This is a genomic window from Lysobacter sp. CCNWLW3 (assembly GCF_036697405.1).
Lineage (GTDB): Bacteria > Pseudomonadota > Gammaproteobacteria > Xanthomonadales > Xanthomonadaceae > Lysobacter.
The window spans coordinates 29,862-55,994 of sequence record NZ_JBAHWA010000016.1 but is presented as its reverse complement, the minus strand read 5'-3'; the positions used below and the strand labels follow the sequence as shown (position 1 = coordinate 55,994).

Below are 26,133 nucleotides of genomic sequence, written 5' to 3'. Positions count from 1 at the left end.
CTGGGCATGGCATCGAACACCCGCTGGTGGGAGTTCTACTTCGTGCGCTACGCGATCGGCACCCTGGTGGGCGCGTTCGTGATCAGCCAGACCGTGCGAATCAGCCCTTCCTTGCGCGAGGTGATGCTGTTCGGGCTGGGCGATGAGCCGACGATTCCTCGCGCGTCTCTATTACTGGGCTACGGACTTCTGCTGTGCTACATCGCGAGCGTTCCGATACTGGTGCTGCATGCCAGCCGTTTCGCGATCGGCCGCGCGCAGTCGGTGCGCGAAGCGGCCCGCGGCGCGGTGAGTAATTGGTTCCTGGAATGGCGATGGGTACTGTGTTTTGTGTTCGCCGCGCTCAGCATGTTCTTGATCGTTTCGGTCTTCAGGGGCGTAACCCGCAACGTAGAAAGCGAGGGTTTTCTGTTGGGGCTGATCTTCTGGGCGGTGCTGCTGACGTTGGCCCTGGAGTACGTCGCGGCGTTTGTGATGCTGGTCTACAACGACCGGATCTACGATGGCATGAAGCGGCTGGCCGAGGCACGCGCGAAGAACGAGGATCGCGGTGGGCTCATCGAAAGCTACCGGCATCTGCGTGAACACGGCAACTCGCTGTTCATCGTCGGGCTGGAGCTGGTGCTCGGCGCGGCTCTGATCGGCATGGTGCGCATCATCGAGAACGACGTAAACGTGCAAGACAAGGTGTTCGAGTGCACGCGCTGGGGGGTGAGCTTGCTCACCGCCTGGATGTTGCCGGGCATCGCGGTTTGGTTTCTTGGCAGCATCGTGGAACGGCGCTTCGCCGACGATCGCAACGTAAAAGCGAAGTAGTACATGCATATCGATACCCTCGGCAGCGGACCCTCGCTGGCGCTGATCCACGGCTGGGCCATGCACGGCGGCCTGTTCGCGCCGCTGGTCGAGCGCCTGGCCGACGCTTACACCCTGCACCTGATCGACCTGCCCGGGCACGGCCATGCGCGCGAAGAGCGCATGCCGCTGGAGCCCGCGCCGCTGGCCGCCGAGCTGGTCGCGCGCATTCCCGGCGCGGTCTGGCTGGGCTGGTCGTTGGGCGGGCAGTTCGCGCTGCGCGCCGCGCTCGACCATCCGCGGCAGGTGCGCGGTCTGGTGATGATCGCGTCCTCGCCGCGTTTCGTGACCGGCGCCGATTGGCCGCACGGGGTGTCGCCGAATCTGTTCCGCGATTTCGGCGATGCCCTGCAGCGCGATTTCCGCGGCACGCTCGAAGGTTTCCTGGCCCTGGAAGCGCTGGGTTCGGCCAGCGCCCAGGACGAGTTGCGCAAGCTGCGCAGCCAGGCCTTCGAGCGCGGCGAGCCGGCCGAGCACGCCCTGCAGGAAGGCCTGCGCCTGCTCGATGCGATCGACGTGCGCGCCGAACTGCCGCGGCTGGCGGTGCCCAGCCTGTGGATCTCCGGACGCCGCGACCGCCTGGTGCCGGCGGGCGCGATGCCGGCCGCGGCCGCGCTCGCGCCCGCCGCGCGCAGCGTCGTGCTCGAGCGCGCCGGCCACGCCCCGTTCCTGAGCGCGGCCGAACAGGTCGCGCGTTTGGTCGACGACTTCGCCACCGCGCTGCCGCCGGTGAGCGTTGCCGCGGCCACGCCGTAATTCCCCCACTGCGCGTCCGTCGCGCCCACGACGAACGCGCACCACCGAACCCGCATTCCCGATGACCGATCTGTTCGACCACCGCCAGGTACGCCGCGCCTTCTCGCGCGCCGCGCACGGCTACGACGGCGCCGCCGCGCTGCAACGCGAAGTCGGCGCGCGCCTGTCCGAAACCCTGGACTATCTCGACGAGCGCGCGCCCGAGGTCGTGGTGGACGTCGGCTGCGGCCCCGGCCACGCCGCGATCGCGATGCAAAAGCGCTGGCCGCGCGCGCAGCTGATCGCGCTGGACCTGGCATTGCCGATGCTGCAGGAAACCCGCCACAACGCCGGCGGCGGCCTGCCGCGCTTCCTCGGCGGCGCGCGCCGGCCGGAGGCGATCTGCGCCGACGCGCGCGCGCTGCCGCTGCGCGACGCCAGCATCGACGTGCTGTATTCCAACCTGTGCCTGCAATGGGTCGAGGATCTGCCGGCGGTGTTCGCCGGGTTCCGGCGCGTGCTCAAGCCCGGCGGCCTGCTGCTGGTGTCGACCTTCGGCCCGGACACCTTGTTCGAGCTGCGCGGCGCCTTCGCCGAAGCCGACAACGCGCCGCACGTGAGCCTGTTCCCGTCGATCGCGCAATTCGGCGACGCGCTGATCGCGGCCGGCTTCAAGGACCCGGTGCTGGACCGCGACGAATTCGTGCTCGGCCACGACGACCTCGGCGGCCTGATGCGCGAGCTGCGCACCCTGGGCGCGACCAACGCCATGCGCGAGCGCCGCCGCAGCCTCACCGGCCGCGCCCGCTTCGCGCGCGCGGCGCAGGCCTACGAGGCCCTGCGTCGCCCCGACGGCCGCCTGCCTGCGACCTGGGAGGTGGTCTACGCCCACGCCTGGGGCCCGCAGCCCGGCACGCCGATCCGCGTCGGCGGCGTCGACGAAGTGCAGGTGCCGGTGGCGAAGATTCCGATCCGGAGACGCGGCTGAGCATGCGCGCGCTGCGCGCCGGCTGGCTGTCGCTGCTGCGCGAGATCCGCCTGGGCAGCCCGCCCGAGGGCGGACTCAAGACCAGCTTCATCGCCGTCGATCTGCACCCGATCGCCCCCAGCCTCACCGTCACCTGGTGGCGCACGCCGCGCGGCGAACGCTGCGCCAAGCTGCTCGCGGCCAGTTATCTGGAGCGCGCCGAGCGCGGCCATCACGAGCTGGCGCATGTGGTGGAGCTGATCCAGCGCACCCTGCAAGAGCGCTGCCTGGATGCGGGCGTGTTCGAAGGCGTGCTTGCGGCGCGCGCGGGCGCCTTGTTCGACCGTCTCGCCGTCGCCGAGACCGAGGCGGTCGACAGGCTGCACGCCGCGATGGAAGCGCAACTGGCGGGCGACAGCGGGCGTTGGATCGCGATCCATCCCTTGTACCGGATCGTCGGCGCGAGCGCCGATCTGGGATTCGCGAATCTGCGCATCGTCCGGCCCGACGACGTAGCCTATTGGCAATCGCTGGACGGCGGCCGCCTGCTCGCCGAATGGAGCCCGCTGACCGGCCATCTCACCGGAAGCACGATCGGCTTCCGCGGCGGCCTGTTCCATGCCTGGCTGGTCGGCGACTACCAAGGCAGCAAGGAAGGCGTGCGCCAGCGCTACAAGCGCGATGCGCAGCAGGCGATGGCTGCCGTGTATGCATTCTGGAGCGAGGGCCGCCGCCGTCATCGCGTCGCCCAGGTGGCGCAGGAACATTGTCTGCTACTGCAGGACGGCCCGCTGCGCAGCGGTTACGAACTGTCCGATCTGGGCCTGATCTATCCCTGCTACGGCGACGAGAACGAAGTTGCGTTGCTGGCGCCGCGGATCCGCGCCTGGAACCTCGCGCGCGCGGCCCTGCCTCCGGAGCTCGCGCAGCGGATCGGCAATGCGCTGTGTTTCGTCAACTTGGCCATGGGCTCGGACGACATCGCCTACTACCTGCATTACTTCATCGCCCTGGACGCGCTGTTCGGCGTGCGCGGCCGGGTCGAAGACAGCATCGTCGAGGGCGTGCGCCGGGTGTCGGCGCTGGCCTCGGCGGCGGACAAATCCGCCTGGCTGTTCGAACTACGCAACGAACTGGTGCACGGCGGCTCGCGCAACGTGCACGAGTGGCCGCGCTATCCCGATTACCTGCGTCATTTCGATTCCGAACCCGAGCGTGATATCGAAGCCATCGTCCTCGACTGCCTGCGTCGCTATCCCGACGCGCACGCGCATGGAGCGCCGCCATGACCCCACGTCGTCTCGCCCTGGCCGCGGTCGCGATCGCGCTGGCCTCGGCGTTCTTCTTCACCTGCACCTACGTGCTCAATCGCGCCGCCGCGGTCGGCGGCGGGCATTGGGCGTGGACGGCGTCGCTGCGTTATCTGATCACCCTGCCGCTGCTGCTGTTGGTGATGCCCTTGCAGGGCGGCGCGGCGCCGGTGTGGCGCGCGATCCGCGCGCGGCCGGGGCCGTGGCTGGTCTGGAGCGGGATCGGCTTCGTGCTGTTCTACGTCTGCCTGAGCTGGGCCGCGGCCAGCGGGCCCTCGTGGCTGGTGGCGGGCACCTTCCAGCTCACCGTGATCGCCGGCATGTTGTGCGCGCCGTTCCTGTACCGCGACGCGCGCGCGCGGATTCCGCTGCCAGCCTTGCTGGCCGGCGCGGTGGTGGTGGCCGGCGTGCTGCTGCTGCAGCTCGGCCACGGCGGCGGGCGATTGGATCGCGAAGGCTGGATCGCGCTGATCTGCGTGGCGGTGTCGGCCTTCGCCTATCCGCTCGGCAATCGCGGCCTGCTGCTGCATCTGGAGCGCAGCGGCGTCGAACTGAACGCGACCCAGCGGGTGTTCGGCATGACCCTGGCCAGCCAGCCGCTGTGGATCGCGGTCGCGGCGTACGCGTTCGCGCAGGCCGGCGTGCCTGCGGCCGGGCAGCTATGGCTGGCCGCAGGCGTGGCCCTGGGCGCGGGCGTGATCGCGACCGTGCTGTTCTTCCAGGCCACCGGCATGGTCCGCAACGACCCTACCGCGCTGGCCGCGGCCGAGGCGATGCAGGCCGCGGAGATCCTGTTCGCGACCCTGATCGGCGCGCTCTGGCTGGGCGAGGCCTGGCCGCAGGGGCGCAGTCTGATCGGCGCGCTGATCGTGGTCGCCGGCATCGTCGCCTTCAGTCTGGTCGCCGCGCGCGCGGCGGCCGGCGACGATCACCGCACCAAGGAAATGCGCAGCGATCGCGGCGCCTGAGCGGCGTCAATGCGGCGCGGCTCGCGGCCGCGCCAGGCGCGGCGCGAACTCGACCTCGAAAATCACCCGGCGCTCGTAAGGCGTGCCCAGCGCGTTCGCGCGATAGCCGAGCGCGGAGATGCGCGCGCGCAGCTGCGGCCACATCGCCTGTTTGCAGATCCAGACCGTATCCGGCTCGTGCTCGGCCAGTTCCTGCGCCAGCGATTCGTCGAACTCGGGGTTGAAGCGCTCACTCGGCGCCGGCTCCAGCGAAACCTTCTCGATCTCGGTGTCCAGATGCAGGTGCAGGCCATAGCGCGCCATGTCCTCGACGAACACCACCTCGCGCACCGGGCCGGGGGCGCGCGCGCGGATCGCCTCGGCCCAGGCCGCCGCATCTTTGTGGGTGGGCCAATAGACCGTGGCCAGCTTGAGCGCCAGCAGGATCGCGAGCAGCGCCGCCAATCGCGGCCACGGCGGCAGACCCTTGCCTTCGTCCTGGCGCTGCACGGCGGCGATCGCCGCCAGCGGCAGGAACAGCGGCAGCAGGTACAGCGGCATTCGCGACTGCGCCAGACAGAACACCAGCAACGGCAAGCCCAGCCACAGGGCCAGCAGCAGCGCCGGCGCTTCGCCCAGGCGCGCGTCACGCGCGCGCCAGCGTCGCAACCGGGCCGGCAACGCGCGCAGCCAGCGCCACAGCGCCGGCGTCCACGGCAGGGTGCCCAGCAGCAGCGTCGGCAGGTAGATTTCCAGCCAGCCGTACCACTCGCCATGGCGGCCGAACTCGTTGGTGGTGACGCGGTTCACCACCTCGTCGCCGATGAAGTACTTGAACAGGCCGGGGTGGTTGGCGATCACCGCGGCGTACCAGGGCAGGGCCAGCAGCACGAACAGCAGCAGGCCCGACCACTGCAGGATCCGGTAGCCGCCGGGCGCGAGCAGGTTGAAGGCCAGGATCGGCAGCAGCATAAGCAGCGCCGGCGGCCCCTTGCACAGGAAGCCGAGCGCGAAGCCCGCCCACATCAGCGCGATCCAGCCGCGCGCGCGCAGGCGTTCGCGCGCGGGCTCGGCCTGGGCCGGGCCGAAGCGTGCCTCGACATAGGCCCACATCGCCAGCCCGGTGCAGGCCGACAACAGATAGTCGGTGGTGATCAGTTGCGAGGCGCCGACGGTGAACGGCATGGTCGCGTAGATCGTCGCGGCCTGGGCCTGCGCGCCCGGCGCGAGCCGGCGCGCGACGCGCCAGGCCAGCCACACGCTGAGCAGATAGGCCAGCGCCGCCGGCAGCCGCGCGGCCCAGGCATGGTGGCCGAACACCGCCACGGCGGACGCGATCGCCCAGTAGGTCAGCGGCGGCTTGGTCCAATGCGCGACTTCGTGGCTGCGGCGCGGATTGATCCAGTCGCCGGTGTCGAGCATGTTCAGCGCAACGTTGGTGTAGCGGCCCTCGTCGGGGTCCCAGATGCCGCGGCTGCCCAGAAAGCACAGCGCCAGCGTCAGCGCGAGCGCGGCGATCCAGAAGGCGGGCGAACGCGGAAGTCGAGGCATGCGGGGTCGTCGGGCGAGCGAACGCCGCGACAGCCTAGCGGAGCGGATGTTACGGGCCGGTCGCAGGCACCGGGCCTTCGGCGCGGCGCGCTCAGCTGACCTGTGCGATCCAGTCCTGCAGGTTGTAGTAGTTGCTCACGCGCTGGATGCGGCCGTCGCGCAGCTCGAAGAAGGCGCCGCCGGGCAGCACGTACTTCTGTCCGCTCGCCTCCGGCAGGCCGGCGTCGCTGGCCAGGTACTGGCCGTGGACCACGTACTCGGCCGCCGCGCGGCTGCCGTCGGGCGAGACCAGCACCACGATGTCGTGCAGCTGCTCGCGGTAGCTGGCCTGCATGCGTTGCAGGAAATCCGCGAACGCGGCCCGGCCGGTTTCGCGCGGCCCCTGGTTGAGGTCGTGGGCGATATCGTCGGACAGCAGGGCGAGCATGCCGTCCCAGTCGCCGCGGTTGAAGGCGGCGTAGTAGGCCAGCACCACCTCGGTGGCGCGGTCGTGACTGCGGGTACCGTCTATCTTCATCGGGGGCCTGGCTGCATCGGGGCGCGGGACGCGGCGATGATACCGGCGTCGCGCGCAGGCCGCGTGAGCGCGGTCGAAGAATGGACGACGGCCGAGCAGCCGTCGCCCGACGCCATCAAGCGAAGGGCCCGCGTCGGCGGGCCCTTCGTCGGCTGGCGGCGATCGCGCGGCCGGTCAGATCTGCACCATCGCGCGCTGGCGCTGGCGCAGCATGCTCAAGGTCAGCACCGTGGCCAGCAGCAGCGTGGTCACCGCGAAGATGCCCATGCCCAGGTTGGCGCCGCTGATGCCGCCGGCCAGCGCGGCCGCGCCGGCGTCGTTGGGCGCGAAGCTGGCCGCGAGCATGCCGGTGTAGTGCATGCCGCACACCGCCACGCCCATGACCAGCGCGCTGCCCAGCATCTGCATCCAGCCGCGCAGGTTGAAGGCCAGCCACAGGGCCACGATCGAGGCCACGATCGCGATCGCCGCCGAGGCCGAGACCAGGGTGCCGTCGTAATGGATGTCGGCCGGCATGCGCATCGCCGCCATGCCGCTGTAATGCATGCCGGTCACGCCCAGGCCCATGAACACGCCCGCCACGACCAGCTTGCCCCAGCCGAACACGCCCGCGCTGGCGATCGCCAGGCCGGCCATGCAGGACACGATCGCGATCACCGCCGACGCGATGGTGATGGTCAGGTCGTAAGTCACCGGGATCTGCATCTGGCAGGCCAGCATGGCGATGAAGTGCATCGCCCAGATCGCGCCGCCGCCCATCGCCGCGCCGGCGGCGAAGATCGCGCGCCAGCGCTGGGCGCCGCGCGCGGCCGGGATCGCGATCGCGAGCTGCAGGGCGGTGAACGAGCCCAGCACCGAAACCAGGTAAGAGAGCACGACCAGCAGCGGGTCGTGGATGCATTGAATGGCGTGATCGTGCGGCATGGGTAGTCCCCCGTGGTGGTTGGCGTACTCAGGCGTGGAATTCGAAGCAGCAAGTCTCCGCGCCGGTGTTGCGACAATGGCTTTCGACGACGCGCACTCCCTCGGTGCCGTGGGGTCCGCCGAGCAAGCCGCCGAGCATGCCGCGCAGGAAATGGCAGGAAGCGCCGTGTTCGCCGCGATGGCAGAAGGGACTGTTCTTGACCCGCAGGGTGTCCTCGTGGAGTTCGGCCTGGACCAGCTGGCGCATCGCCGGCAGGGCGATATGGCGCACCGCGTCGGCCAGGGCGAGATGGCCGCCCAGGGCGTAGTCGCGCTTGTAGACCCAGGTGCCCACGCGCTGGCCGACGTAACGGAGGGTCGCTTCGCGCTGCGGCGGCGGCAGGTCGTGTTCCAGCGCCAGCAGCTGGATGAAGATGTTGGGGTAGTCGCGCGCGAGCTGCGGCAACAGGGATTCGACCCGGCGCGTGTCCATCGCGGTGGTGGCGTCGTCGGACGCGGGCCGGGGCGGCGTCGTTCCGCTGTTGGCCTTGGGCGCGGCCGGCGCGGGCGCGCTGACGGTATTGGCGACGCTGGCGTCGACCGGCGACGCCTCGAAGCTATTGACCAGATGATGGGTGCCCAGACGCTCTTCGAGCATCAACAGCCCGTTCTCCGGGCCGCGCACCACCATGGTCAGCACTACGCCTTCCTCGCTGTTGACCATGCGCTGGCGCAACAGGGTGAACCCCGCCGCGATCACGGTCTGGCCCAGGGCCAGCAACAGCCCGTCGCGGCGGTCTGCGACCACCCGAAACTCGACATCCACCATCAGCCACCCCTTCGGCTAAACGTTGTTCGGTGCTTGAACGAAATGGTCGGATCTCGTCGCGCACCCGCGTAAGTGAATCAACGCCGTGGGGTGCGCTGCGGCAGCCAGCGTGCCAGTCGCATACGTAAAAAAATGATAGTGGTGTCACAAATAAAACACGCGGCATCGTCGACGACGCTGCCGTTTCCATTGGCGACGAAATTCAAAGCGCGAACAGACTCGCTAGAGCATCGGGATCGACGTTGCCGCCGGAAAGGATCACGCCGACTTTTTTTCCCGCGAAACGCGAACGGTTCGCGAATACCGCAGCCAAGGCGACCGCAGCGGAGGGTTCCAGCACTTGTTTTGCGCGCTGCAGGAACAAGCGCATCGCGGCCACGGTGTCGGCGTCGTCGACCACCAGGGCTTCGACAGCATAGCGCTGCAGCAGCGCGAAATTCGGCGCGCCCAAGGTGCCGCGCAATCCGTCGCAGATCGTGTCCGGTACGAACGCCGTAATGCGTTTACCCGCTTGCAGCGAAGCGTGGGTCTCGGCCGCGCCGGCCGGTTCGGCCACGAACAAGCGCGTCGACGGCGACACCGCCGCGCTCGCGATCGCGGTGCCGCTGGCCAGCCCGCCGCCGCCGACCGGCGCGATCAAGGCATCGAGCGCGGGCGTGGCGGCCAGCAGTTCCAGGGCGGCCGTGCCCTGGCCGGCGATCACGCGCGCATCGGTGTAGGGATGGACCAGTTCGGCGCCGGTCTCGGCCTGCACCTGCGCGCACTTGGCCTCGCGCGCGTCGATGCCCGGCGCGCAGCGGTGCAGGGTGGCGCCGTAGGCTTCGATCGCGGCCAGCTTGGTCGCTACCGCGCCTTCGGGCACGACCACGTGGCAGGCGATGCCGCGGGTGCGCGCGGCCAGCGCCAGCGCGGCGCCGTGGTTGCCGGAGGAGTGGGTGACCACGCCACGCGCGGCCTCGTCCTGCGACAGCGACCACACCGCATTGCAGGCGCCGCGGAACTTGAAGGCGCCGATGCGTTGCAGGTGTTCGGCCTTGAGATACAACTCGCAGCCGGCCAGCGCGTCGATCGAGCGCGAGCGCAGCACCGGCGTGGCGTGGGCATGCGGGGCGATGCGCGCGGCCGCGGCCAGCACGTCGCCGAAACCGGGCAGGGCAGGGGCGGGCGCGGAGGCGGGGTTCGGGGGAAGTTCGCTCATCGTCGCGAGACTAGCGCACCGGCGCCGCCGCGCTCCATGCCGGCGCGACGGCGGCGTTCAGGCGCGTTCGGCGTCCGCGCCGCGGCGGCCGAGCAGGCTGACCGCGGCCGAGCCGGCCACGACCAGGGCCGCGCCCAGCCAGCCCAGGGTCGATATCCGTTCCGGCGCCAGCATTTGCGGCCAGAACGCGTGCACCACGGTCACCGCCACGATGCACAGCAGCGGCGTGGTCGCCAGGATCGCCGACACCCGCGAGGCCTCCCAATGCGCGAGCGCCTCGGCGAAGGCGCCGTAAGCGCCGACCGTGTTGAGCGCGCAATAGGCCAGCATCGCCCAGTGGAAGCCGTCCAGCTGCAGCAGGCTCGCCGGCCGCGCGAACGGCAGCAGCGCGACGCTGGCGGCGACGTAGATGAACAACAGGATCTGCATCGAGCCCAGCTTCATCAGCAACTGTTTCTGCAACAGCGCATAGGCCGCCCACACCACCGCGCCGACGATCACGAAGGCCGAACCCAGCAGGTAGTCGCCGCTGTGCGCGGCGCCGGCGCCGGCCGCCTCGCCGGCCCAGGCATGCAGCAACTGGTCGCGGAAGAACAGCCCCAGCCCGATCAGCAGCAGGGCCAGGCCCAGCCATTGCGCGGCGCGGAAGCGCTCGCCGAACACCCAGATCCCGCCCAGGGTCATCAGCAGCGGCGCCAGTTGGATCAGCAGCTGGGCATTGGCCGGCGAGGTGTATTGCACGCCCAGCAGATAAAGCACGTAGTTGCCGATCAGCATCAGCGCGGCCACCGCCAGCAACGCCCAGCCGCGCCGGCCCAGGCCGCGGTAGCCGCCGAGGCGGCCGCGCAGCCCCAGCCAGGCGCCGGTCAGGCCGGCCGCGACCAGGAACCGGAACCAGGTCAGGGTGATCGGGTCCAGGGTTTCCAGCACGATCTTGAGCGCGATCGGCAGCGTCGCCCAGCAGGCGGCGGTGAGCAGGGTCAGCAACAGGCCCAGCCGCCATTGGCCGGAGGTGCGGTGCAGGGTCATGGGGGCTCGCGGGCGGGGGCGGCGCGCCTGCGCGCGGCCGCGGACCGGCATGCTGGCACCGCCGCGCCGGGCCGGCAATTGCATATGCGGTCGGTTGCGGCGCCGACACTGGTAGCGCGGACCTGAACCGGTCAGGATGGGGTTTCCGGCCACCCGCCGAGTTAAGCCCAAGTTCAATGCATCGGGCCGAAGCTGGCGGCACACCCTGGGGGGTTCCAGCCATGATTCGCAAACTGATCCTGCCCGTCGTAGCCGCCGTCCTGCTGGCCGGTTGCTATCCCGATTACGTGTACCGCGACGGTGCGCGCGGCGACTATTACTACGGTCAGCCGAGCACCGAATACCGCTACTACGGCTCCTACGGCGGCTACTACCCGTACGGCGAGGCCTACCGCTTCGGCTATCGCTACGGCGGCTATCCGTATCCTTACAGTTACGGCTACCGGCCGGGCTACGGCTACGGTTATCCGGGCTATTACCCGGGTTATCCGGGCTACGGCTACCCGGGCTATCACCGTCCGCACCGTCCGCGGCCGCCGGTGGTGATCAATCCGGGCCAGCCGCCGACCAATCCGCCGCCGCCGGGCCGTCCGGACAACGACCGCTCGCCCTGGCGCAACCTGGACGGCATCCGCCGCCAGCACGCCGACGGCGGCCGTCCGCCGACCTATGTGCCGGCGCAGCCGATGCCGCGCATCCAGAGCGCGCCGCCGCGCCGCGAGGGCTCGCCGATGCAGCAGACCTTCCGCCGCGCCGTCGAGAGCCGCGGCAGCCGGCCGGCCACGCACGAGCAATGATCCGCCCTGCTCCGGGAACGGCGCCTTCGCCGGCGCCGCTTCCGCATGCGCCGCTTTGCGCTTTCACAAGCGGGTTTCCGGTCACATCCCAGGGTCTTGCATCGAAGCCGGACTGACCGCAATCTACGGGTATTGACCGGCTGCGTCGCATTTGGACGTAGTCGGTAAGACAAGCTGCTATGTCGGCGCCCGGCGAGGAATCACGGATCCCCCCTGTTCCGTCCCCGTCGGGCGTCGGCGCCCTCTTCGGGCCGCCGCGCAAGACCCAGCGCTCCGCGCGCAGGACGCGCCAAGCCGGCCTCAGATTGATGGATTGCGCGGATCGCGCGCCCGAATCGCAAAAAAAATAAGGGGCCGAATGTCCCCCGACATTCGGCCCCCTGCTTCCCCCGCGAGCGCTTGGCCAGCCCCTGTTCCAATTCCGACCGGCGTCTAGCGCCTGCCCCGCTGGGTGCAAGAGTTATGACGCAGGAACCGTGCCAACTTTCCCCGCCCGGGCGCCCCGCGCCGGCATGCCCTAAAATTCCGCCCGCCGCCCCGCGGCGCCGGACCCTGCGATGACCGATTCTTTCTACCAATACGATGTGATCGTGGTCGGCGGCGGCCACGCCGGCACCGAGGCCGCGCTGGCGTCGGCGCGCGCCGGTGCGCGCACCCTGCTGCTCACCCACTCGGTCGAGACCGTGGGCGCGATGAGCTGCAACCCGGCCATCGGCGGCATCGGCAAGGGCCACCTGGTCAAGGAGATCGACGCCCTCGGCGGCATCATGGCGCGCGCCGCCGACGCCGCCGGCATCCAGTGGCGGCGCCTCAACGCCAGCAAGGGCCCGGCCGTGCGCGCGACCCGCTGCCAGGCCGACCGCGGCTTGTACCGCGGCTACATCCGGCGGGCGGTCGAGGCGCAGCCCAACCTGACCCTGTTCCAGGCCGCGGTCGACGACATCGAGTTCGGCGACGGCCGCGTGCGCGCCGTGCTCACCCAGACCGGCCTGCGCTTCCATGCGCGCGCGGTGGTGCTGACCGCCGGTACCTTCCTGGCCGGCAAGGTCCACGTCGGCCAGACCACCTACGCCGCCGGCCGCGCCGGCGACCCGCCGGCGACCGCCCTGGCCGCGCGCCTGCGTGAAGGCCCGTTCGTGGTCGACCGCCTCAAGACCGGCACTCCGCCACGCATCGACGGCCGCACGCTCGACTATTCGGTGATGGAGGAGCAGCCCGGCGACGATCCGCGCCCGGTGATGTCCTTCATCGGCAGCCGCGCCGACCACCCGCGCCAGGTCTCGTGCTGGATCACCCACACCTCCGAGCGCACCCACGAGATCATCCGCGGCGCGCTCGACCGCTCGCCGCTGTACACCGGCCAGATCGAGGGCACCGGGCCGCGCTATTGCCCCTCGATCGAGGACAAGGTGGTGCGCTTCGCCGAGAAGGCCAGCCACCAGATCTTCGTCGAGCCCGAGGGCCTGGACGTGGCCGAGATCTACCCCAACGGCATTTCCACCTCGCTGCCCTTCGACGTGCAGCTGGACCTGGTGCGATCGATCCGCGGTTTCGAGCGCGCCCACATCACCCGCGCCGGCTATGCGATCGAGTACGACTACTTCGACCCGCGCGGCCTCAAGACCACGCTGGAAACCAAGGCCGTCGCCGGCCTGTACTTCGCCGGCCAGATCAACGGCACCACCGGCTACGAGGAAGCCGCCGCGCAGGGCCTGCTGGCCGGTGTCAACGCCGCGCGCCATGCGCACGGCGGCGAAGGCTGGAGCCCGCGCCGCGACCAGGCCTACCTGGGCGTGCTGGTCGACGACCTGATCACCCACGGCACCAGCGAGCCCTATCGCATGTTCACCTCGCGCGCCGAGTACCGGCTGCAGCTGCGCGAGGACAACGCCGACCTGCGCCTGACCCAGACCGGCCGCGAGCTGGGCCTGGTCGACGACGCGCGCTGGCAGGCCTTCGCGCGCAAGCGCGAGGCGATCGAGCGCGAGAGCGCGCGCCTGGCCGCGGTCTGGGCCGCGCCCGGCAACGCCCTGGGCCGCGAAGTGACGCAGACGCTGGGCATCGAACTCAGCCGCGAGACCAGCGCGCTGGACCTGATCAAGCGTCCCGAACTGGATTACGCGCAGCTGATGAGCCTGCCCTCGCTGGGGCCGGCGGTGGACGACGCCGCGGTGGCCGAGCAGGTCGAGATCGGCGTGAAGTACGCCGGCTACCTGGAGCGCCAGCGCGAGGAGATCGCGCGCCAGCAGCGCAACGAAGGCACCGCGATTCCGGACGGCTTCGACTACGCCGGCGTGCACGGCCTGTCGGCCGAAGTGCAGCAGAAGCTGGAGCGCGTGCGTCCGCAAACCGTCGGCCAGGCCCAGCGCATCCCGGGCATGACCCCGGCGGCGATTTCGCTGCTGCTGGTGCACCTGACCCGCGCACGCCGCTCGCGGGTCGCCTGAGGCAGCCGATCGCCGGCGCCCCGTAGGATGCGGTGAGCCGAAGGCGAACCGCATCGGCTCGCGGCGCCCGCCGCACGCTTGCCACCGCACCCCGCGGCTGGATTACCCTGCCGCAATGAAGCCCACGCCTGCCTTCGCGATCGCGCTCGTCCTCGCCTTGTCCGCTTGCGGCCGCAGCCAGGCGCCGCCGCCGGTCGCGACCGACGCCCCCGCGCCAGCGCCGGCCGCGCGACTGAGCGCCAGCGCCTGGTCGCTGCCGGCCGGCGCCGTCGCCGCGCAACCCGATCTGGTCGCCACGGCGGACGGACGCCTGCTGCTGTCGTGGATCGAATCGCAGGGCGGCGCGCACCGCCTCCTGCTCTCGCAGTCGCGCGATACCGGCCATGCGACCTGGTCGGCGCCGGCGCAGGTCGCCGCCGGGCGCGACTGGTTCGTCAACTGGGCCGATACGCCGCATGTCATGGCCACCGCCGACGGCGCGTTGTGGGCGCATTGGCTGCGCAAGTCCGCGAGCGCGCCGTATGCCTACGACATCGCCCTGGTGCGTTCGGCCGACGACGGCGCGACCTGGTCCGAGCCGCTGTTGGTCAACGACGACGGCACCCCGACCGAGCACGGCTTCGTCTCGCTATGGCCGGCCGCGGCCGACCGCCTGGGCATCGCCTGGCTGGACGGCCGCCACAGCGCACCCGCGCCCGCGGCCGACGCGCACGCGGCTCACGACGCCCACGGCGGCGCGATGGCCTTGCGCAGCGCGATCGTCGACGGCGCCCTGCGGCGCAGCGACGAGGTCGAGCTGGACCGCATGACCTGCGATTGCTGCCAGACCGATGTCGCGCTGACCGAGCGCGGCGCTTTGCTGGTGTACCGCGATCGCTCGGTCGAAGAGCTGCGCGACATCTCGGCGCTGCGGCGCGGGCCCGGCGGCTGGGGCGCGGCGCGCGCCGTGCATCCCGACCGTTGGACCATGCCGGCCTGCCCGGTCAACGGCCCGGCGGTGGCCGCGCGCGGATCGCGGGCGGTGGTGGCCTGGTACACCGCGGCCGGCGACACGCCCACGCTCAAGCTCGCGCGCAGCGAGGACGCCGGCGATTCCTATGCCGCGCCGCGGGTGCTGGACCAGGGCGCGCAGCTGCAAGGCCGCGTCGACGTCGCCATGGACGCGGACGCGGTGTGGGTGCTGTGGTTGCGCGAAGACGCGCAGGGGCAATCGCTGCAGCTCGCGCGCTATGCGGCCGACCTGTCCGGCGAACCGCAGCGTTTGGAAGTCGCGCGCCTGCGCGGCCGCGGCCGCGCCACCGGCTTTCCGCAGCTGGCCCTGTCCGGCGCGGCGGCCTATGCGCTGTGGACCGACGTGGCCGACGGCCGCCCGAGCCTGCACGGCGCGCGCATCGTCGCGCGCTGAGCGCTCAGGCCTCGGTGGAATACAGCAGCAGTTCCTCGGCGTCGTCGCTCAATCGCGTCCTGCGCTGGTAGCGCAGGCCGATCTTCTCCAGCACCCGCGTGGAGGCTTCGTTGCCGGGCGAGACGATCGCCAGCACGCGCGCCAGATTCAAGGGCCCGCGCGCGTGCGCGATCACCGCCGTGCAGGCCTCGACCGCATAGCCCTGGCCGCGATGCTGCGGCAGGAAGGCGTAACCGATGTCGGCATCGGGCAAGGTGTCGCGCCGCAGCAGCCCGCTCAGGCCCAGGCGCTCGCCGTCGGCCTTGCTACGCACCAGCCACAGGCCGAAGCCGTGCTTGGCGTAGCTCGCGCCCGGGCCGTTGGCGATATAGCGCAAGGCGTCGTCGCGATCGCGCACGCCGCGGTCGCCGATATTGGCCAGGAAGGCCGGGTCGTTGAGCAGTTCGACGATGAAGTCCGCGTCCGGCGGCGCCAGTTCGGTCAGCAGCAGGCGTTGCGTTTCGATCACGGTGGTCACGCGTTGCGGTCCTCGGAGTCCCTGACGGATACCGGCAGTGTCGCCGCTGGGCTAAGCTTGATGCCAGTGCAGACGGCCCTCAATTCGATGACGAACGTCGCCAATTCCGGGCCGCTCGCGATGGGGCGGCCTAGCCGGCGCTACCCGCCGCGCGCAGCTTGCGCACCTCGGCCAGGACCGGCGCGGCCATCGATTCGGGCGCGCCCCAGTAGTCGAATATGCCGCCGCGCGCGCGATTGTGGCCGCACACGACCAGCACGCCGGTGCCGACGGTGGCCTTGAGATGCGAGGCCAGCCAGCCGACGAAGCCGGAATTGTCCAGGTCGGGCGCGAAGTGGAACGAGAACACCACGTAGCGTTCGCCCGCGTCGTCGTCGGCCGGGACCAGCGCGCTCCAGACCTGCTCGTCGCGCACCAAGGCGATGGCGGAGGCCAGGTGCGGCGACGGAAACTGGCTGGCCGGCGTTTCGACATAGGCGTAGGCCTGCGGCAACACCTGCAACTGCGCCGTCGCGATCACGCGGTGCAGGCGCGATCGGGTCTGTTCGGCGGTTTCCACGCTCACGTGCACGTCGCGTCTCCGGGCAGGGCGCGGCGCCCGATGCGCCGCGTCACTTTTCCTTGCGCCAGTTGATCGACGCGCGATTCTCGATGGTGCTGGATTCGATCTCGATATCGAAGCCCTTGCGCAGCAGGTACTTCAGCGTCAGCACCTGGCCGGTGCCGAGCAGGGACACGCCATAGCCCACGTACAGGCGCGGCGAGAGGTATTTGCCCACGCCCAGCACCGAGCCGCCTAGCGCGCGGCTTTCCATCACGCCGGCGTCGTCCAGGCCGATCTTGGCGCCCAGCTGCGAGGCCAGCAGGCTGCCGCCGGCCGACAGCGCGGCGCTGGCGGCGTTGAGCTGACGGCTCTCGTCGCCGCTGGCGCTGGACAGCGGGCGGCCCAGCGCGAGGTAGGCCAGCGCTTCGGATTGCGAGCTGGCCGGGTTGGACCACACGTTGACCTGCGGCGCGCTGGCGCGGCCGCTGATGTCGACGCCGGCGGTGACTTCGCCGACTTCGCGCTCGGCGCGCACGTCGAGGATGGGATCGGACACCGGGCCGTTCGACCAGGCCAGATGGCCGCGGGTGATCTGCAGCTTCTGGCCGTAGGCGCGGTAGCGACCGTCGACATCGAGGCGGCCGCTGGCGGTCATCTCGCGGCCGGGCCGCGCGCGCACGCGCATCTGGCCTTCCAGGCTGCCGTCCAGGCCGAAGCCGTTGAGCTTGACGTCGTCGCCGAGCGCGAGGGTGAGGTCCAGATCCAGCGGCGAGTCGCCGGTGTCCTCGGGATCCACGGGGTCGAGCACGACCACGTCCGGCGACGCCGACACGCCCTGGTCCAGGCGTTCCAGATCGATGCGCGCCGACGGAATCCCGACCGCGCCGGTCACCTGCAGCGGCTGCTTGGCGGCGTAGCGCACGGTCAGGTCGGGATCGGCGACCGCGCGCAGGTCGCGCGTGTCCGACATCAGCACGTTCTTGCCGCGCAGGCTCAGCACCAGCGGGGTATCGTCGCCCTGCCAGCCCAGCGTGCCGTCGATGTTGAGCCTGCCTTCGCCGGAGCGCACGCTGCCGACGATGCGCGCGCTGCCGTCGGGCTGCGCGTCCAGGCGCACGTCGCCGTCCTGCAGCGCGATCGCCAGCGCCGGCAGTTCGGTGCTGAATTCGCTCAGGCGCGCCTGTCCGCTCAGGCGTGGCGCGTCGCGCGTGCCGCCCAGGCCTATGCGGCCGTCGAGCTTGCCCTTGGGCTCGACGATGTCGGGCGAGAACAGCTCGACCCAGGTGAGCTCGTCGATGTTGAGCGCGATCTCGCCATCCAGCGGCGAGTATGCGTCCCAACCGGTGGCGATGCGCGCATCGAGGCGGCCGTCGTCGTTGACCACCGCGTCCAGGTCGGCCTCGATGCGGCGCGGGTCGAAGTTCGCGCGCAGGTTGAGGTTGCTGTAACGCACCGGCTCGCGACGCGAGCGCTCGCTGAACTTCATGCCGCCGCTGGCCGTGCTCACGGTGGCCTGGCCGCGCCAGGCGTTGCCGACCGGACGCAACTCGCCGTCGATCGCGATCTCGCCGCGCAGCAGCCACGGCCGCTTGTCGGCGCGTTCGGGCAGGTAGGGCTGGGCCAGGGTCAGCGGCAAGCCCTGGCCCTTCACGTCCAGTCCGCGCCGCGGCCAATCCGCGTTCGCGCACAGCGAGCCGCCGCCGCTGGACGCCAGGCAGGCGTTGCTGAGCGCGCCGTTCCTGCCGTCCCAACGGAATTGCGCGGCCTGCTGCAGGCGCCAGGAGGCGCCCTTGCTCGGCGCCAGCTGCAGGCTCGCCAAGGCGCCCTGCCAGGTCGCGCCGCGTTTGTCGGCATGGCCGGACAGTTCCAGCGTGCCGATCTCGCCGCGCGCGTTGCCCTGCAGTTGCAGCGCTTCCACCGCGCCGCGCGCGTCGATGGCGACCGTGTCCATCGGCAGGCCGATGTCCAGGCCGCTGGCGCGCACTTCGATCGCGCCGCCGCGGCCGGTCCAGGGCAGCCTGCCCTTGGCGAGCAGGGTTTCGGCGCGGTAGTCGCCGTATTTCAAGCCGCTGCCGCTGAGGTCGGCGTCGATGTTGGGCGCGGTGCGCGCGCCGCTGAGCTTGAGCGTGCCGCGCAGGCTGCCGGCGGTGTCCGGCAGCAGGTCGTTGAGCTGCAGCGGCGAGAACTTGGCGTCCAGGTCCAGGGTCTGGGCGAGCTTGCCCTTGGCGTCGATGCGGCTGCCGCCCAGCGACAGCGCGACCTGGCCTTCGTAGGCGTCGTCGCTCTTGCCGGTCGCCGCGCCGTGCATCAGGAAACGGCCGCTGCCCTGCAAGGGGCGGTCGCGCAGGCGGCCGCCGAGCTGGCTGGCATCGACCGCCACTTCCAGCCCGCCGTCGGCACGGGTGTCGCCGCGCGTGACCAGCTTGCCGTTGACCGCGCCCTTCCAGTCGGGCGCGAAATAACCCGGGTCGAAACCGGCCAGGGTGGCGTCGAAGTTCCAGCCCAGCTTCGGCGCCCAGGCCACCTCGCCCTTGCCGTCGAGACGGCCGGTCGGCATCTGCGCCTGCAAGGCCTTGAGCTTCATGCCCTGGTCGTTGCCGAGGCCGTCGAAGCGCACCGTCGCGACCTGCTTGTCGCGCTCGATGCGGGCGTTGCCGATCGCCGCCCAGGCCTGCACGGTGCCGGCGAAACCCAGATCCGCGTCGGCGACGATCGCCGGCGTGGTCGCGGCCGCCGGCGCCACCGGCATCTTGGCGCTGGGCGCGGGCGCGGCGCCGCCCCAGCGCAGGCCGCGCGCATTGACCGCGAACTTGAAACGGCCGTTGTCGGCGTCGGTGAAATCGGCGTGGCCGCGCAAGGTCGCGGTGCCGTCGAAGATGCGCAGCGCCAGCGGCTGCACGTCCAGCACCTGTTCTTCCAGGCGGAGCTTGGACGGCAGGATCTCGGCGCGCAGCTCGCCTTGGGCGAAGCGGCCGCTGAGTTCGGCCGCGCCGCCGACGCCGTGCATGTCGACCTGCGCCGCCAGCGGCGTTTCGCTGGGCGCGGCCTCGGGCGAGAGCAGCATTCCAATGTCGAGCGCGTCAGCCTTGGCGCGCAATTGCCAGCGCGGATCGTCCTTGCCGCGCAGGGTCAGGGTCGCGCGCAGCGGGCCGGGCGCATAGCCCGACACGGCCACGTTCATGCGCGACAGATCGCCTTGCGCGACCAGGCCCAGGCGCGGCGGCGTGCGGCCGGCCCGCGCCGGCAGCACCGCGGTGGCGACCAAGTCGGTGCGGTAGTCGTCGCGCGGCACGTACTCGCCGTGCAGGGTGATGCGTGCGCGGTCGCTGTCGATGGCCAGCTTCTCGACCTTGAGCTGCCCGCTCTGCGCATCCAGGCCGCCGCGCAGCTTGCGGATGTCGATGATGTGCTCGCCGGCCTGGCTGATCTTCATGCGGTCCACGCGCACGTCGTCGGCCTGCAGCGCCAGCGGCGGCGCGATGTCGGGCAGCACTTCGGGCCAGCTGGGGAACTTGAAGGGCTCCTTGCTCTTGGGCATGTCGAGCGTGGCGTCCTCGACCTGTAGCGCGTCCAGGCGCAGCTTGCGGCCCAGCAGCGGCCGGATCGCGGTATCGACGTAGATGCGCTCGGCGCGGAAGTCGATGCCTTCGTAGTTGAAGTGCACGCCGCGCAGGGTCAGCGGACCGGAGGCGGGGCCGTCGGCGTCGCGCCAGCTGAAGGTCGCGTCGGCGGGCAGGCGCGCCTTGATCTGGTTCAACAGCACGTTGCGTCCGCCGACCGTGGCCAGCAGCCAATACGCCGCGAACGCGATCAGCAGGGTCAACGCGCCCGCCACGAAGCTGCTGCGCCAGGCCCAGCGGCGCGCGGCCGCGCGTCGGCGCTGGCGGCGCTGGGCTAGCAGTTCTGCGGCGGTCTGGGGCGTGTCGCTCATGTCCGTGTGCGGTCTGTCCTGGGGCGTGGATCAGAGATCGGCGCCGATGTTGAGATAAAGCTGGAAGCCCGAGTCCGGATCGTTGAGGCCGCGCGCGATGTCCACGCGCAGCGGCCCCACCGGCGAACGCCAGCGCAGGCCCACGCCGACGCCGGTGCGCCAGTCGGGCGTGCCGTCGAAGGCGCTGCCGCTGTCGACGAACACCGCCGCGCCCCAACTGTCGTTGAAGTACTGCTCGAACTCGAGGCTGCCGGTGGCGACGTTCTTGGCGCCCAGCGCGTACTGCTTGCCGTCGCTGCCCGGGATGCGCGGGCCGACCTCGCGCCAGGCGTAACCGCGGATGCTGCGATCGCCGCCGGCGAAGAAACGCAGGCTGGGCGGCATGTCGATCAGGGCGTCGGTGAAGGTGTGGCCGAGTTCGCCGCGCGCGATCAGGCGGCTGCGCGCGCCCAGGCCGCGGTACCAGCGCGCGCTGGCGTGGGCCTGGGCGAAGCTGGCGTCGGAGCCGGCGCCTTCCACGCCGCCGCGCAGCATCACGGTCGCGCCGAAGGCGTTGCGCGGATAGATGCGGTCGTCGGCGTTGACGTACTCGGCGCGCAGCGAGGGATAGGTGAAGGTGGCGATGCGGTAATCGACCGGCGTGCTGTCGTCGTCGTCGTCGTCGACCGCATAGGCCCAGCGCTCGCGCAGGGCGTGAATGGACGCGGTCGCGGTCCAGTGGCGGTCGATCTGGCCGCTGCGGCTGGCGACGATCTCGATCCGGCGCGAATCGATGTAGTCGGTCTGCTCGTCGGCGAGCTGGGCGCTGAAGGTGTACCAGCCGTCTAGCCAGGTGAAGGCGGGAATGCGGTACTGCAGGGTCGCGGTCTTGCGCTTCTCGGCCCAGTCGACCTGGGCCAGGGCCTTGTGGCCGCGATCGTTGACGTAGCGGCGCTCCACGCCCATGCGCACGCCGGCGCCGCTGTCGGTGCCGAAGCTGACGCCGGCGGTGTAGATGCTGCGCTTGGCCGGGGTCAGGGTCACCTTGACCGGCACTTCGCCGTCGACCGCGTTCTCCGGCTGCGGTTCGATGTCGATGCTGGCGAAGTAGTCCAGCCGCGCCAGCGATTCGCGGAAGCGGTCGAGCTTGCCCTGGTGGTAGTAGCTGCCCTGTTCCCAGTACACCAGCTTGTCGAGCAGGCTGTCGCGGATGATCCGCTTGGGCGTCTGCTCGAAGCTGATCGGGCCCATGTCGTAGCGGTCGCCGCTGCTCCAGACCAGGTCGATGTCGGCGGCGCGCTCGGCGCGCGTGACCTCGACCCGGCGCGAGGTGAAATCGGCGTCGAAGTAGCCGCGCTCGGCCAGGCGGCGGGTGATCTTGGTCTTGCTGGCTTCGTAGATCTCGTGATCGAAGACGTTGCCCAGCTGCGGCTTGAACGCGGCCAGGTCTTCTTTGAGGTAGCGGTCCTCGCTGCCGGCGCCGAGGATGGCGACGTCGGAACGGCGCACGAGCACGGGTTCGCCCTTGTCGACCGTGATGATCACGGCGACCTTGGCGTTGGAGCGCCGCGCGGGCGCATTGGGATCGGCGGGGTCCGCGGCCGCGCGTTCCTGGGCGGCGTTGGCGCGCTCGGCGCGGTTGAGGGCCTCGCTGGGCGTGTCCACGGCGGAGCTCGTGTCGGCGGGCTCGGTGCCGTCGGACTTGTTGGGGTCGGCACTCTTGGAATCGGTGCTCGTGGAATCGGAACTCTTGAAATCGGAACTCTTGGAATCGGAACTCGTGGAGTCGGTGCTGCCCGAACCGGCGCTGGCGTCGGCCGCGCCCGCCTCGGTCGTGGCCGCCGCCTGGGTTGCGGCGGCCGCGCCGCGCGCGCCGCCGTTGCCGCCGCTGCGGGTGTCCTCGACCTTGATGGTGGGCGAGTAATAGCCGAACGGTTCCAGCGCCTCGCGGGTTTCGTTCTCGGCCTCGCGCAGCAGATAGCCCAGGCGCCGGCCCGACAGATCCTTGCCGATCGCGTCCACCAGCGACAGCGAGGTGCGCACGTTGATCGTCATGGGCTCGTCCAGCCCGCGGATTTCCACCGAGGTCACGGTGGCGGCCTGGGCCACGCCGGCGGCACCAAGGGTCAGGGCGGCGGCGAGGGCGAGGCGGGGGAACGGGGGCATGCGGGCAGGATAACCAACGAGGACGGGCATTGCTTGCGCGCGCGTGGCGGCCGAGCATCGTGTTAAGCGCGCGTGATGCAATGTGCAGGCGCATCGAATGCATGCCCACACCCTTTGCATTTGCTTCCCCCCCTTTGGAAAAGGGGGCTAGGGGGATTTGCTTTTACGCGTAAGAGCAACAGCAACAGCAACAGCAAATCCCCCGCGTGCGCTACGCGCCCGCCGCCCCCTTTTTCCAAGGGGGCAGCAGAGCGGCGCGTGGCTCAACGCGGTTGCGATTCAGATCGACAGGTGCTCGATCGCCGCGACGCTGCCCAGCCGGTCCGACAGGCGCTTGAGCAGGGCCAGGCGGTTGTTGCGCACGGCCATGTCGTCGACGTTGACCATCACGCCGTCGAAGAAGGCGTCCACCTGCGGGCGCAGGCGCGCGAGGCGGCCGAGCACGGCGACGTAGTCGCGCTGCGCGAGCAGCGGATCGGTGTCGGCGACGGCCTCGTCCACGGCGACGGCCAGTTCGCGCTCGGCGTTCTCGGCGAACAGCGCCGGATCGATCGCGGTCGGCAGTTCGCCCTCGACCTTCTTGAGGATGTTGCGGATGCGCTTGTTGGCCGCGGCGAGGGCTTGCGCCTCGGGCAGCTTGGCGAATTCGGCGATGGCCTTGAGGCGGCGGTCGAAGTCTCCTAATGAGCCAAGACGAAGCGCAGCCACCGCTTCGAACTGCTGAACTGGCACGTTCTGGTCCGCGAAGTAACTACGTAGGCGGTCAACAACAAACTCATAGGTCTCGAGAAAGAGAGAAACGAGCTTACCCACGTAATCTATCTTTGGCGCGGTGGCACTTAAGGAGAGATCGATTGCGAAGTCATTAAGAGCGAATTCTCGTGCCTTGTGAACGAGTTCAATCAGCTGTTCGTCCTTAAGTACTTGGGCTTGCAGTGTTGCCTCACCAAGCGCCGCGATTAGCAACGCGCGCACATCTATCTCCAGGCCTGACTCGATAATTGTTCGTGCCAAACCCAGCGCATTGCGCCGCAGCGCGAACGGATCCTTGTTGCCGGTCGGCTTCAGACCCGCGGCGAAGCCGCCGGCCAGGGTGTCCAGGCGTTCGGCGATCGCCAGCACCTGGCCCAGTTTGGACGGCGCGATCGCGTCGCCCGCGTAGCGCGGCATGTAGGCCTCGTCCAGCGCGGCGGCCAGTTCCAGCGGCTCGTTCTCGACGGCCGCGTAATAGCGCCCGGCGATGCCCTGCAGTTCCGGGAACTCGTTGACCAGGCGCGACTGCAGATCGGCCTTGGACAGTTCCGCGGCGCGGCGCGCCAGCTTGGGGTCCACACCCGCGGCCTCGGCGACCGCCTCGGCCAGCGCGGCCACGCGCGCGACCTTGTCGGCGACCGTGCCCAGCTTGTCCTGGTACTTGACCGTCTTCAGGCCCTCGTTCATCGAAGCCAGGCCCTGCTTCATGTCTTCGACGAAGAAGAACTTGGCGTCGGCGAAGCGCGGACGGATCACCCGCTCATAGCCCTTGCGCACTTCCGACTCGTCGCGGCTTTCGATGTTGGCGATGCCGACGAAGCGCTCGCTGAGCTTGCCGTTCGCATCCAGCACCGGGAAGAACTTCTGGTTCGCTTCCATGGTCGCGATCAGCGCTTCCTGCGGCACCGCCAGGAACCCGGCCTCGAAGCTGCAGGCGATGGCCTTGGGCCACTCGGTCAGGCCGTTGACCTCTTCCAGGATGCCCTCGTCGATGCGAGCGCTGCCGCCGTTGGCGCTGGCCGCGGCCTGCACCTCCAGCACGATGCGCTCGCGGCGCTCGTCCGGATCCACCAGCACCTTGGCGCCGCGCAGGAACTCGACGTAGTCCGACGGCGTGCTGAACCACACCGGCTTGTCGTGCATGAAGCGGTGGCCGCGGCTCATGCGATCGCTGCGCACGCCCAGCGCTTCGGCCTCGACCACGTCCTTGCCCAGCAGCACCACCAGCCAGTGCGCGGGGCGGGCGAAACCGTAGTCGTGACCGCCCCAGCGCATCGGCTTGGGGATCGGCATGGCGGCCAGCGCGTCGCCGATCACGCCCTGCAGCAGGTCGCGGGTGCGCGCGCCGGGCTTGGTCGCGCGGTGGACGAAACGCTCGCCCTTGTTGTCGCTGGTCTTCTCCAGCTGGGTCCAGTCGATGCCGGCCTTGGCGGCGAAACCCTGCAGGGCCTTGGTCGGCTGGCCGTCGGCGTCGAGCGCGATGTTGAGATAGGGGCCGAGCACTTCCGACTTCTGTTCCGGCTGCTCCACGGCGACGCCGGGCAGCAGCACGGCCAGGCGGCGCGGCGTGTACAGCGGCTTGGCGCCGTTGCGTTCGAAGGCGATGCCGCGCTTGGCCAGGCCGTCGATCACGCCGTCGAAGAAAGCCTGGGCCAGGCCGGGCAGGGCCTTGACCGGCAGTTCCTCGGTGCCCAGTTCGATCAGCAGCGGCTGCATGGAGGTGGCGTCGGACATCACGCGGCCTCCTGCGCATCGGCGCGCTTCAGGCCGGGGAAGCCGAGCTTCTCGCGCTGCGCGTGATAGGCCTCGGCCACGCCCTGGGCGATGCGGCGCACGCGCAGGATGTAGCGCTGGCGCTCGGTCACGCTGATCGCGCGGCGGGCGTCGAGCAGGTTGAAGGAATGGCTGGCCTTGCAGACCTGGTCGTAGGCCGGCAGCGGCAGGCCCAGTTCGATCAGCTTGAGCGCCTCGCGCTCGCAGGCGTCGAAGCGATGGAACAGTTCGGCCACGTCGGCATGCTCGAAGTTGTAGGCGCTTTGTTCGACTTCGTTCTGGTGGTAGACGTCGCGGTAGGTCACCGGCGTGCCGTCGGGGCCGTAGGTCCAGACCAGGTCGAACACGTTGTCGACGTTCTGCAGGTACATGCACAGGCGCTCGAGACCGTAGGTGATCTCGCCCAGCACCGGCCGGCATTCCAGGCCGCCGGCCTGCTGGAAATAGGTGAACTGGGTCACTTCCATGCCGTTGAGCCAGACTTCCCAGCCCAGGCCCCAGGCGCCCAGCGTCGGCGATTCCCAGTTGTCCTCGACCAGGCGCAGGTCGTGCACCAGCGGGTCCACGCCCAGCGCCTTGAGCGAATCGAAGTACAGCTCGACGATGTTGTCGGGGCTGGGCTTCATCGCCACCTGGTACTGGTAGTAGCGCTGCAGACGGTTGGGGTTTTCGCCGTAGCGGCCGTCGGTGGGACGGCGGCAGGGCTGCACGTAGGCGGCGTTCCACGGCTCCGGGCCCAGCGCGCGCAGGAAGGTGGCCGGGTGGAAGGTGCCGGCGCCGACTTCCAGATCCAGCGGCTGGATCAGCACGCAGCCCTGATCCGCCCAAAAGGCGTTCAAGCGCTGGATCAGCTGCTGGAAGGTCGGCGCGTCGTTCCCGTTCGCTCGCGAATTCGCAGACATGTTCAAAGAGTGTCGTGGACGGGGCGCGCTAGTATAGCGGCCGCCCCCACGGTGTCTGAGCAGGCAGGAGCGGTACTG

20 protein-coding genes are annotated in these 26,133 nt (G+C 70.3%); 8 read left to right on the top strand and 12 right to left on the bottom strand.

Annotation, left to right across the window (positions count from 1 at the left end):
- Nucleotides 1-6 precede the first annotated feature (6 nt).
- From V1318_RS18245 to V1318_RS18225, 5 genes are all read left to right on the top strand, one after another.
- Nucleotides 7-816, top strand: coding sequence for a hypothetical protein (locus tag V1318_RS18245; RefSeq protein WP_332941168.1), 810 nt, complete (start codon nt 7-9; stop codon nt 814-816).
- A 3-nt stretch (nt 817-819) separates the two neighbouring features.
- Nucleotides 820-1,611 (top strand): pimeloyl-ACP methyl ester esterase BioH, encoded by a 792-nt coding sequence (gene bioH / locus V1318_RS18240; protein ID WP_332941166.1) that lies wholly within the window; start codon nt 820-822, stop codon nt 1,609-1,611.
- 61 nt (nt 1,612-1,672) lie between these two features.
- Nucleotides 1,673-2,578, top strand: a complete 906-nt coding sequence (bioC, locus tag V1318_RS18235) for a malonyl-ACP O-methyltransferase BioC (RefSeq protein WP_332941164.1) — start codon at nt 1,673-1,675, stop codon at nt 2,576-2,578.
- Between the two features lie 2 nt (nt 2,579-2,580).
- Nucleotides 2,581-3,846, top strand: coding sequence for a hypothetical protein (locus tag V1318_RS18230; RefSeq protein ID WP_332941163.1), 1,266 nt, complete (start codon nt 2,581-2,583; stop codon nt 3,844-3,846).
- Nucleotides 3,843-4,835 carry a multidrug resistance efflux transporter family protein gene (locus tag V1318_RS18225; RefSeq protein ID WP_332941162.1) on the top strand — a complete coding sequence of 331 codons (993 nt, stop codon included), beginning with the start codon at nt 3,843-3,845 and terminating at the stop codon, nt 4,833-4,835. Before V1318_RS18230 ends, V1318_RS18225 begins: the two co-directional genes overlap by 4 nt.
- Nucleotides 4,836-4,841: 6 nt before the next feature.
- Here the strand turns inward: V1318_RS18225 and V1318_RS18220 are convergent, their stop codons facing one another.
- From V1318_RS18220 to V1318_RS18195, 6 genes are all read right to left on the bottom strand, one after another.
- Nucleotides 4,842-6,365, bottom strand: a complete 1,524-nt coding sequence (locus tag V1318_RS18220; protein ID WP_332941161.1) for a glycosyltransferase family 39 protein — start codon at nt 6,363-6,365, stop codon at nt 4,842-4,844.
- A gap of 91 nt (nt 6,366-6,456) precedes the next feature.
- Nucleotides 6,457-6,882, bottom strand: a complete 426-nt coding sequence (locus V1318_RS18215) for a ketosteroid isomerase-related protein (RefSeq protein ID WP_332941160.1) — start codon at nt 6,880-6,882, stop codon at nt 6,457-6,459.
- A 174-nt stretch (nt 6,883-7,056) separates the two neighbouring features.
- Nucleotides 7,057-7,806, bottom strand: coding sequence for an MHYT domain-containing protein (locus tag V1318_RS18210; RefSeq protein WP_332941159.1), 750 nt, complete (start codon nt 7,804-7,806; stop codon nt 7,057-7,059).
- A gap of 28 nt (nt 7,807-7,834) precedes the next feature.
- Nucleotides 7,835-8,614, bottom strand: a complete 780-nt coding sequence (locus tag V1318_RS18205; protein ID WP_332941158.1) for a hypothetical protein — start codon at nt 8,612-8,614, stop codon at nt 7,835-7,837.
- Between the two features lie 202 nt (nt 8,615-8,816).
- Nucleotides 8,817-9,812 (bottom strand): pyridoxal-phosphate dependent enzyme, encoded by a 996-nt coding sequence (locus tag V1318_RS18200; RefSeq protein ID WP_332941157.1) that lies wholly within the window; start codon nt 9,810-9,812, stop codon nt 8,817-8,819.
- A gap of 57 nt (nt 9,813-9,869) precedes the next feature.
- A complete protein-coding gene (locus tag V1318_RS18195) occupies nt 9,870-10,841 on the bottom strand; it encodes a DMT family transporter (protein WP_332941156.1) in 972 nt (323 codons plus the stop codon).
- Nucleotides 10,842-11,062: 221 nt separating this feature from the next.
- Here V1318_RS18195 and V1318_RS18190 point away from each other — a divergent pair, with 221 nt between their 5' ends.
- The 3 genes from V1318_RS18190 (at nt 11,063) to V1318_RS18180 (ending at nt 15,490) form a co-directional block, all read left to right on the top strand.
- A complete protein-coding gene (locus tag V1318_RS18190; RefSeq protein WP_332941155.1) occupies nt 11,063-11,638 on the top strand; it encodes a hypothetical protein in 576 nt (191 codons plus the stop codon).
- A gap of 557 nt (nt 11,639-12,195) precedes the next feature.
- Nucleotides 12,196-14,085: a tRNA uridine-5-carboxymethylaminomethyl(34) synthesis enzyme MnmG gene (gene mnmG, locus V1318_RS18185; protein WP_332941154.1), complete on the top strand. Its 1,890-nt coding sequence runs from the start codon at nt 12,196-12,198 to the stop codon at nt 14,083-14,085.
- 115 nt (nt 14,086-14,200) lie between these two features.
- The gene (locus V1318_RS18180) at nt 14,201-15,490 is read left to right on the top strand and encodes a sialidase family protein (protein ID WP_332941153.1); all 1,290 of its coding nucleotides are present in this window, start codon (nt 14,201-14,203) and stop codon (nt 15,488-15,490) included.
- A gap of 4 nt (nt 15,491-15,494) precedes the next feature.
- On the opposite strand, the gene V1318_RS18175 is transcribed toward V1318_RS18180, so the two are convergent.
- The 6 genes from V1318_RS18175 to glyQ all read right to left on the bottom strand — a co-directional run bounded on the left by V1318_RS18175 (nt 15,495) and on the right by glyQ (nt 26,055).
- Entirely contained in the window at nt 15,495-16,007 is a 513-nt protein-coding gene (locus V1318_RS18175; protein ID WP_332941152.1) for a GNAT family N-acetyltransferase, read from the bottom strand.
- A gap of 130 nt (nt 16,008-16,137) precedes the next feature.
- A complete protein-coding gene (locus tag V1318_RS18170) occupies nt 16,138-16,578 on the bottom strand; it encodes a DUF6196 family protein (protein WP_332941151.1) in 441 nt (146 codons plus the stop codon).
- Between the two features lie 40 nt (nt 16,579-16,618).
- Nucleotides 16,619-20,482: a translocation/assembly module TamB domain-containing protein gene (locus V1318_RS18165; RefSeq protein ID WP_332941150.1), complete on the bottom strand. Its 3,864-nt coding sequence runs from the start codon at nt 20,480-20,482 to the stop codon at nt 16,619-16,621.
- Between the two features lie 30 nt (nt 20,483-20,512).
- Nucleotides 20,513-22,627 carry an outer membrane protein assembly factor gene (locus V1318_RS18160; protein ID WP_332941149.1) on the bottom strand — a complete coding sequence of 705 codons (2,115 nt, stop codon included), beginning with the start codon at nt 22,625-22,627 and terminating at the stop codon, nt 20,513-20,515.
- A 279-nt stretch (nt 22,628-22,906) separates the two neighbouring features.
- Nucleotides 22,907-25,114 carry a glycine--tRNA ligase subunit beta gene (glyS, locus tag V1318_RS18155; RefSeq protein WP_332941148.1) on the bottom strand — a complete coding sequence of 736 codons (2,208 nt, stop codon included), beginning with the start codon at nt 25,112-25,114 and terminating at the stop codon, nt 22,907-22,909.
- Nucleotides 25,114-26,055, bottom strand: a complete 942-nt coding sequence (glyQ, locus tag V1318_RS18150) for a glycine--tRNA ligase subunit alpha (RefSeq protein ID WP_332941147.1) — start codon at nt 26,053-26,055, stop codon at nt 25,114-25,116. The genes glyS and glyQ overlap by 1 nt, the downstream gene beginning before the upstream one ends.
- Nucleotides 26,056-26,133: the final 78 nt, after the last annotated feature.

Excerpts from the sequence above, each read along its gene's own strand:
- V1318_RS18245 (WP_332941168.1), top strand. The coding sequence starts at position 7 with ATGGCATCGAACACCCGCTGGTGGGAGTTCTACTTCGTGCGCTACGCG.
- bioH (WP_332941166.1), top strand. The coding sequence starts at position 820 with ATGCATATCGATACCCTCGGCAGCGGACCCTCGCTGGCGCTGATCCAC.
- bioC (WP_332941164.1), top strand. The coding sequence starts at position 1,673 with ATGACCGATCTGTTCGACCACCGCCAGGTACGCCGCGCCTTCTCGCGC.
- V1318_RS18230 (WP_332941163.1), top strand. The coding sequence starts at position 2,581 with ATGCGCGCGCTGCGCGCCGGCTGGCTGTCGCTGCTGCGCGAGATCCGC.
- V1318_RS18225 (WP_332941162.1), top strand. The coding sequence starts at position 3,843 with ATGACCCCACGTCGTCTCGCCCTGGCCGCGGTCGCGATCGCGCTGGCC.
- V1318_RS18220 (WP_332941161.1), bottom strand. The coding sequence starts at position 6,365 with ATGCCTCGACTTCCGCGTTCGCCCGCCTTCTGGATCGCCGCGCTCGCG.
- V1318_RS18215 (WP_332941160.1), bottom strand. The coding sequence starts at position 6,882 with ATGAAGATAGACGGTACCCGCAGTCACGACCGCGCCACCGAGGTGGTG.
- V1318_RS18210 (WP_332941159.1), bottom strand. The coding sequence starts at position 7,806 with ATGCCGCACGATCACGCCATTCAATGCATCCACGACCCGCTGCTGGTC.
- V1318_RS18205 (WP_332941158.1), bottom strand. The coding sequence starts at position 8,614 with ATGGTGGATGTCGAGTTTCGGGTGGTCGCAGACCGCCGCGACGGGCTG.
- V1318_RS18200 (WP_332941157.1), bottom strand. The coding sequence starts at position 9,812 with ATGAGCGAACTTCCCCCGAACCCCGCCTCCGCGCCCGCCCCTGCCCTG.
- V1318_RS18195 (WP_332941156.1), bottom strand. The coding sequence starts at position 10,841 with ATGACCCTGCACCGCACCTCCGGCCAATGGCGGCTGGGCCTGTTGCTG.
- V1318_RS18190 (WP_332941155.1), top strand. The coding sequence starts at position 11,063 with ATGATTCGCAAACTGATCCTGCCCGTCGTAGCCGCCGTCCTGCTGGCC.
- mnmG (WP_332941154.1), top strand. The coding sequence starts at position 12,196 with ATGACCGATTCTTTCTACCAATACGATGTGATCGTGGTCGGCGGCGGC.
- V1318_RS18180 (WP_332941153.1), top strand. The coding sequence starts at position 14,201 with ATGAAGCCCACGCCTGCCTTCGCGATCGCGCTCGTCCTCGCCTTGTCC.
- V1318_RS18165 (WP_332941150.1), bottom strand. The coding sequence starts at position 20,482 with ATGAGCGACACGCCCCAGACCGCCGCAGAACTGCTAGCCCAGCGCCGC.
- V1318_RS18160 (WP_332941149.1), bottom strand. The coding sequence starts at position 22,627 with ATGCCCCCGTTCCCCCGCCTCGCCCTCGCCGCCGCCCTGACCCTTGGT.
- glyS (WP_332941148.1), bottom strand. The coding sequence starts at position 25,114 with ATGTCCGACGCCACCTCCATGCAGCCGCTGCTGATCGAACTGGGCACC.
- glyQ (WP_332941147.1), bottom strand. The coding sequence starts at position 26,055 with ATGTCTGCGAATTCGCGAGCGAACGGGAACGACGCGCCGACCTTCCAG.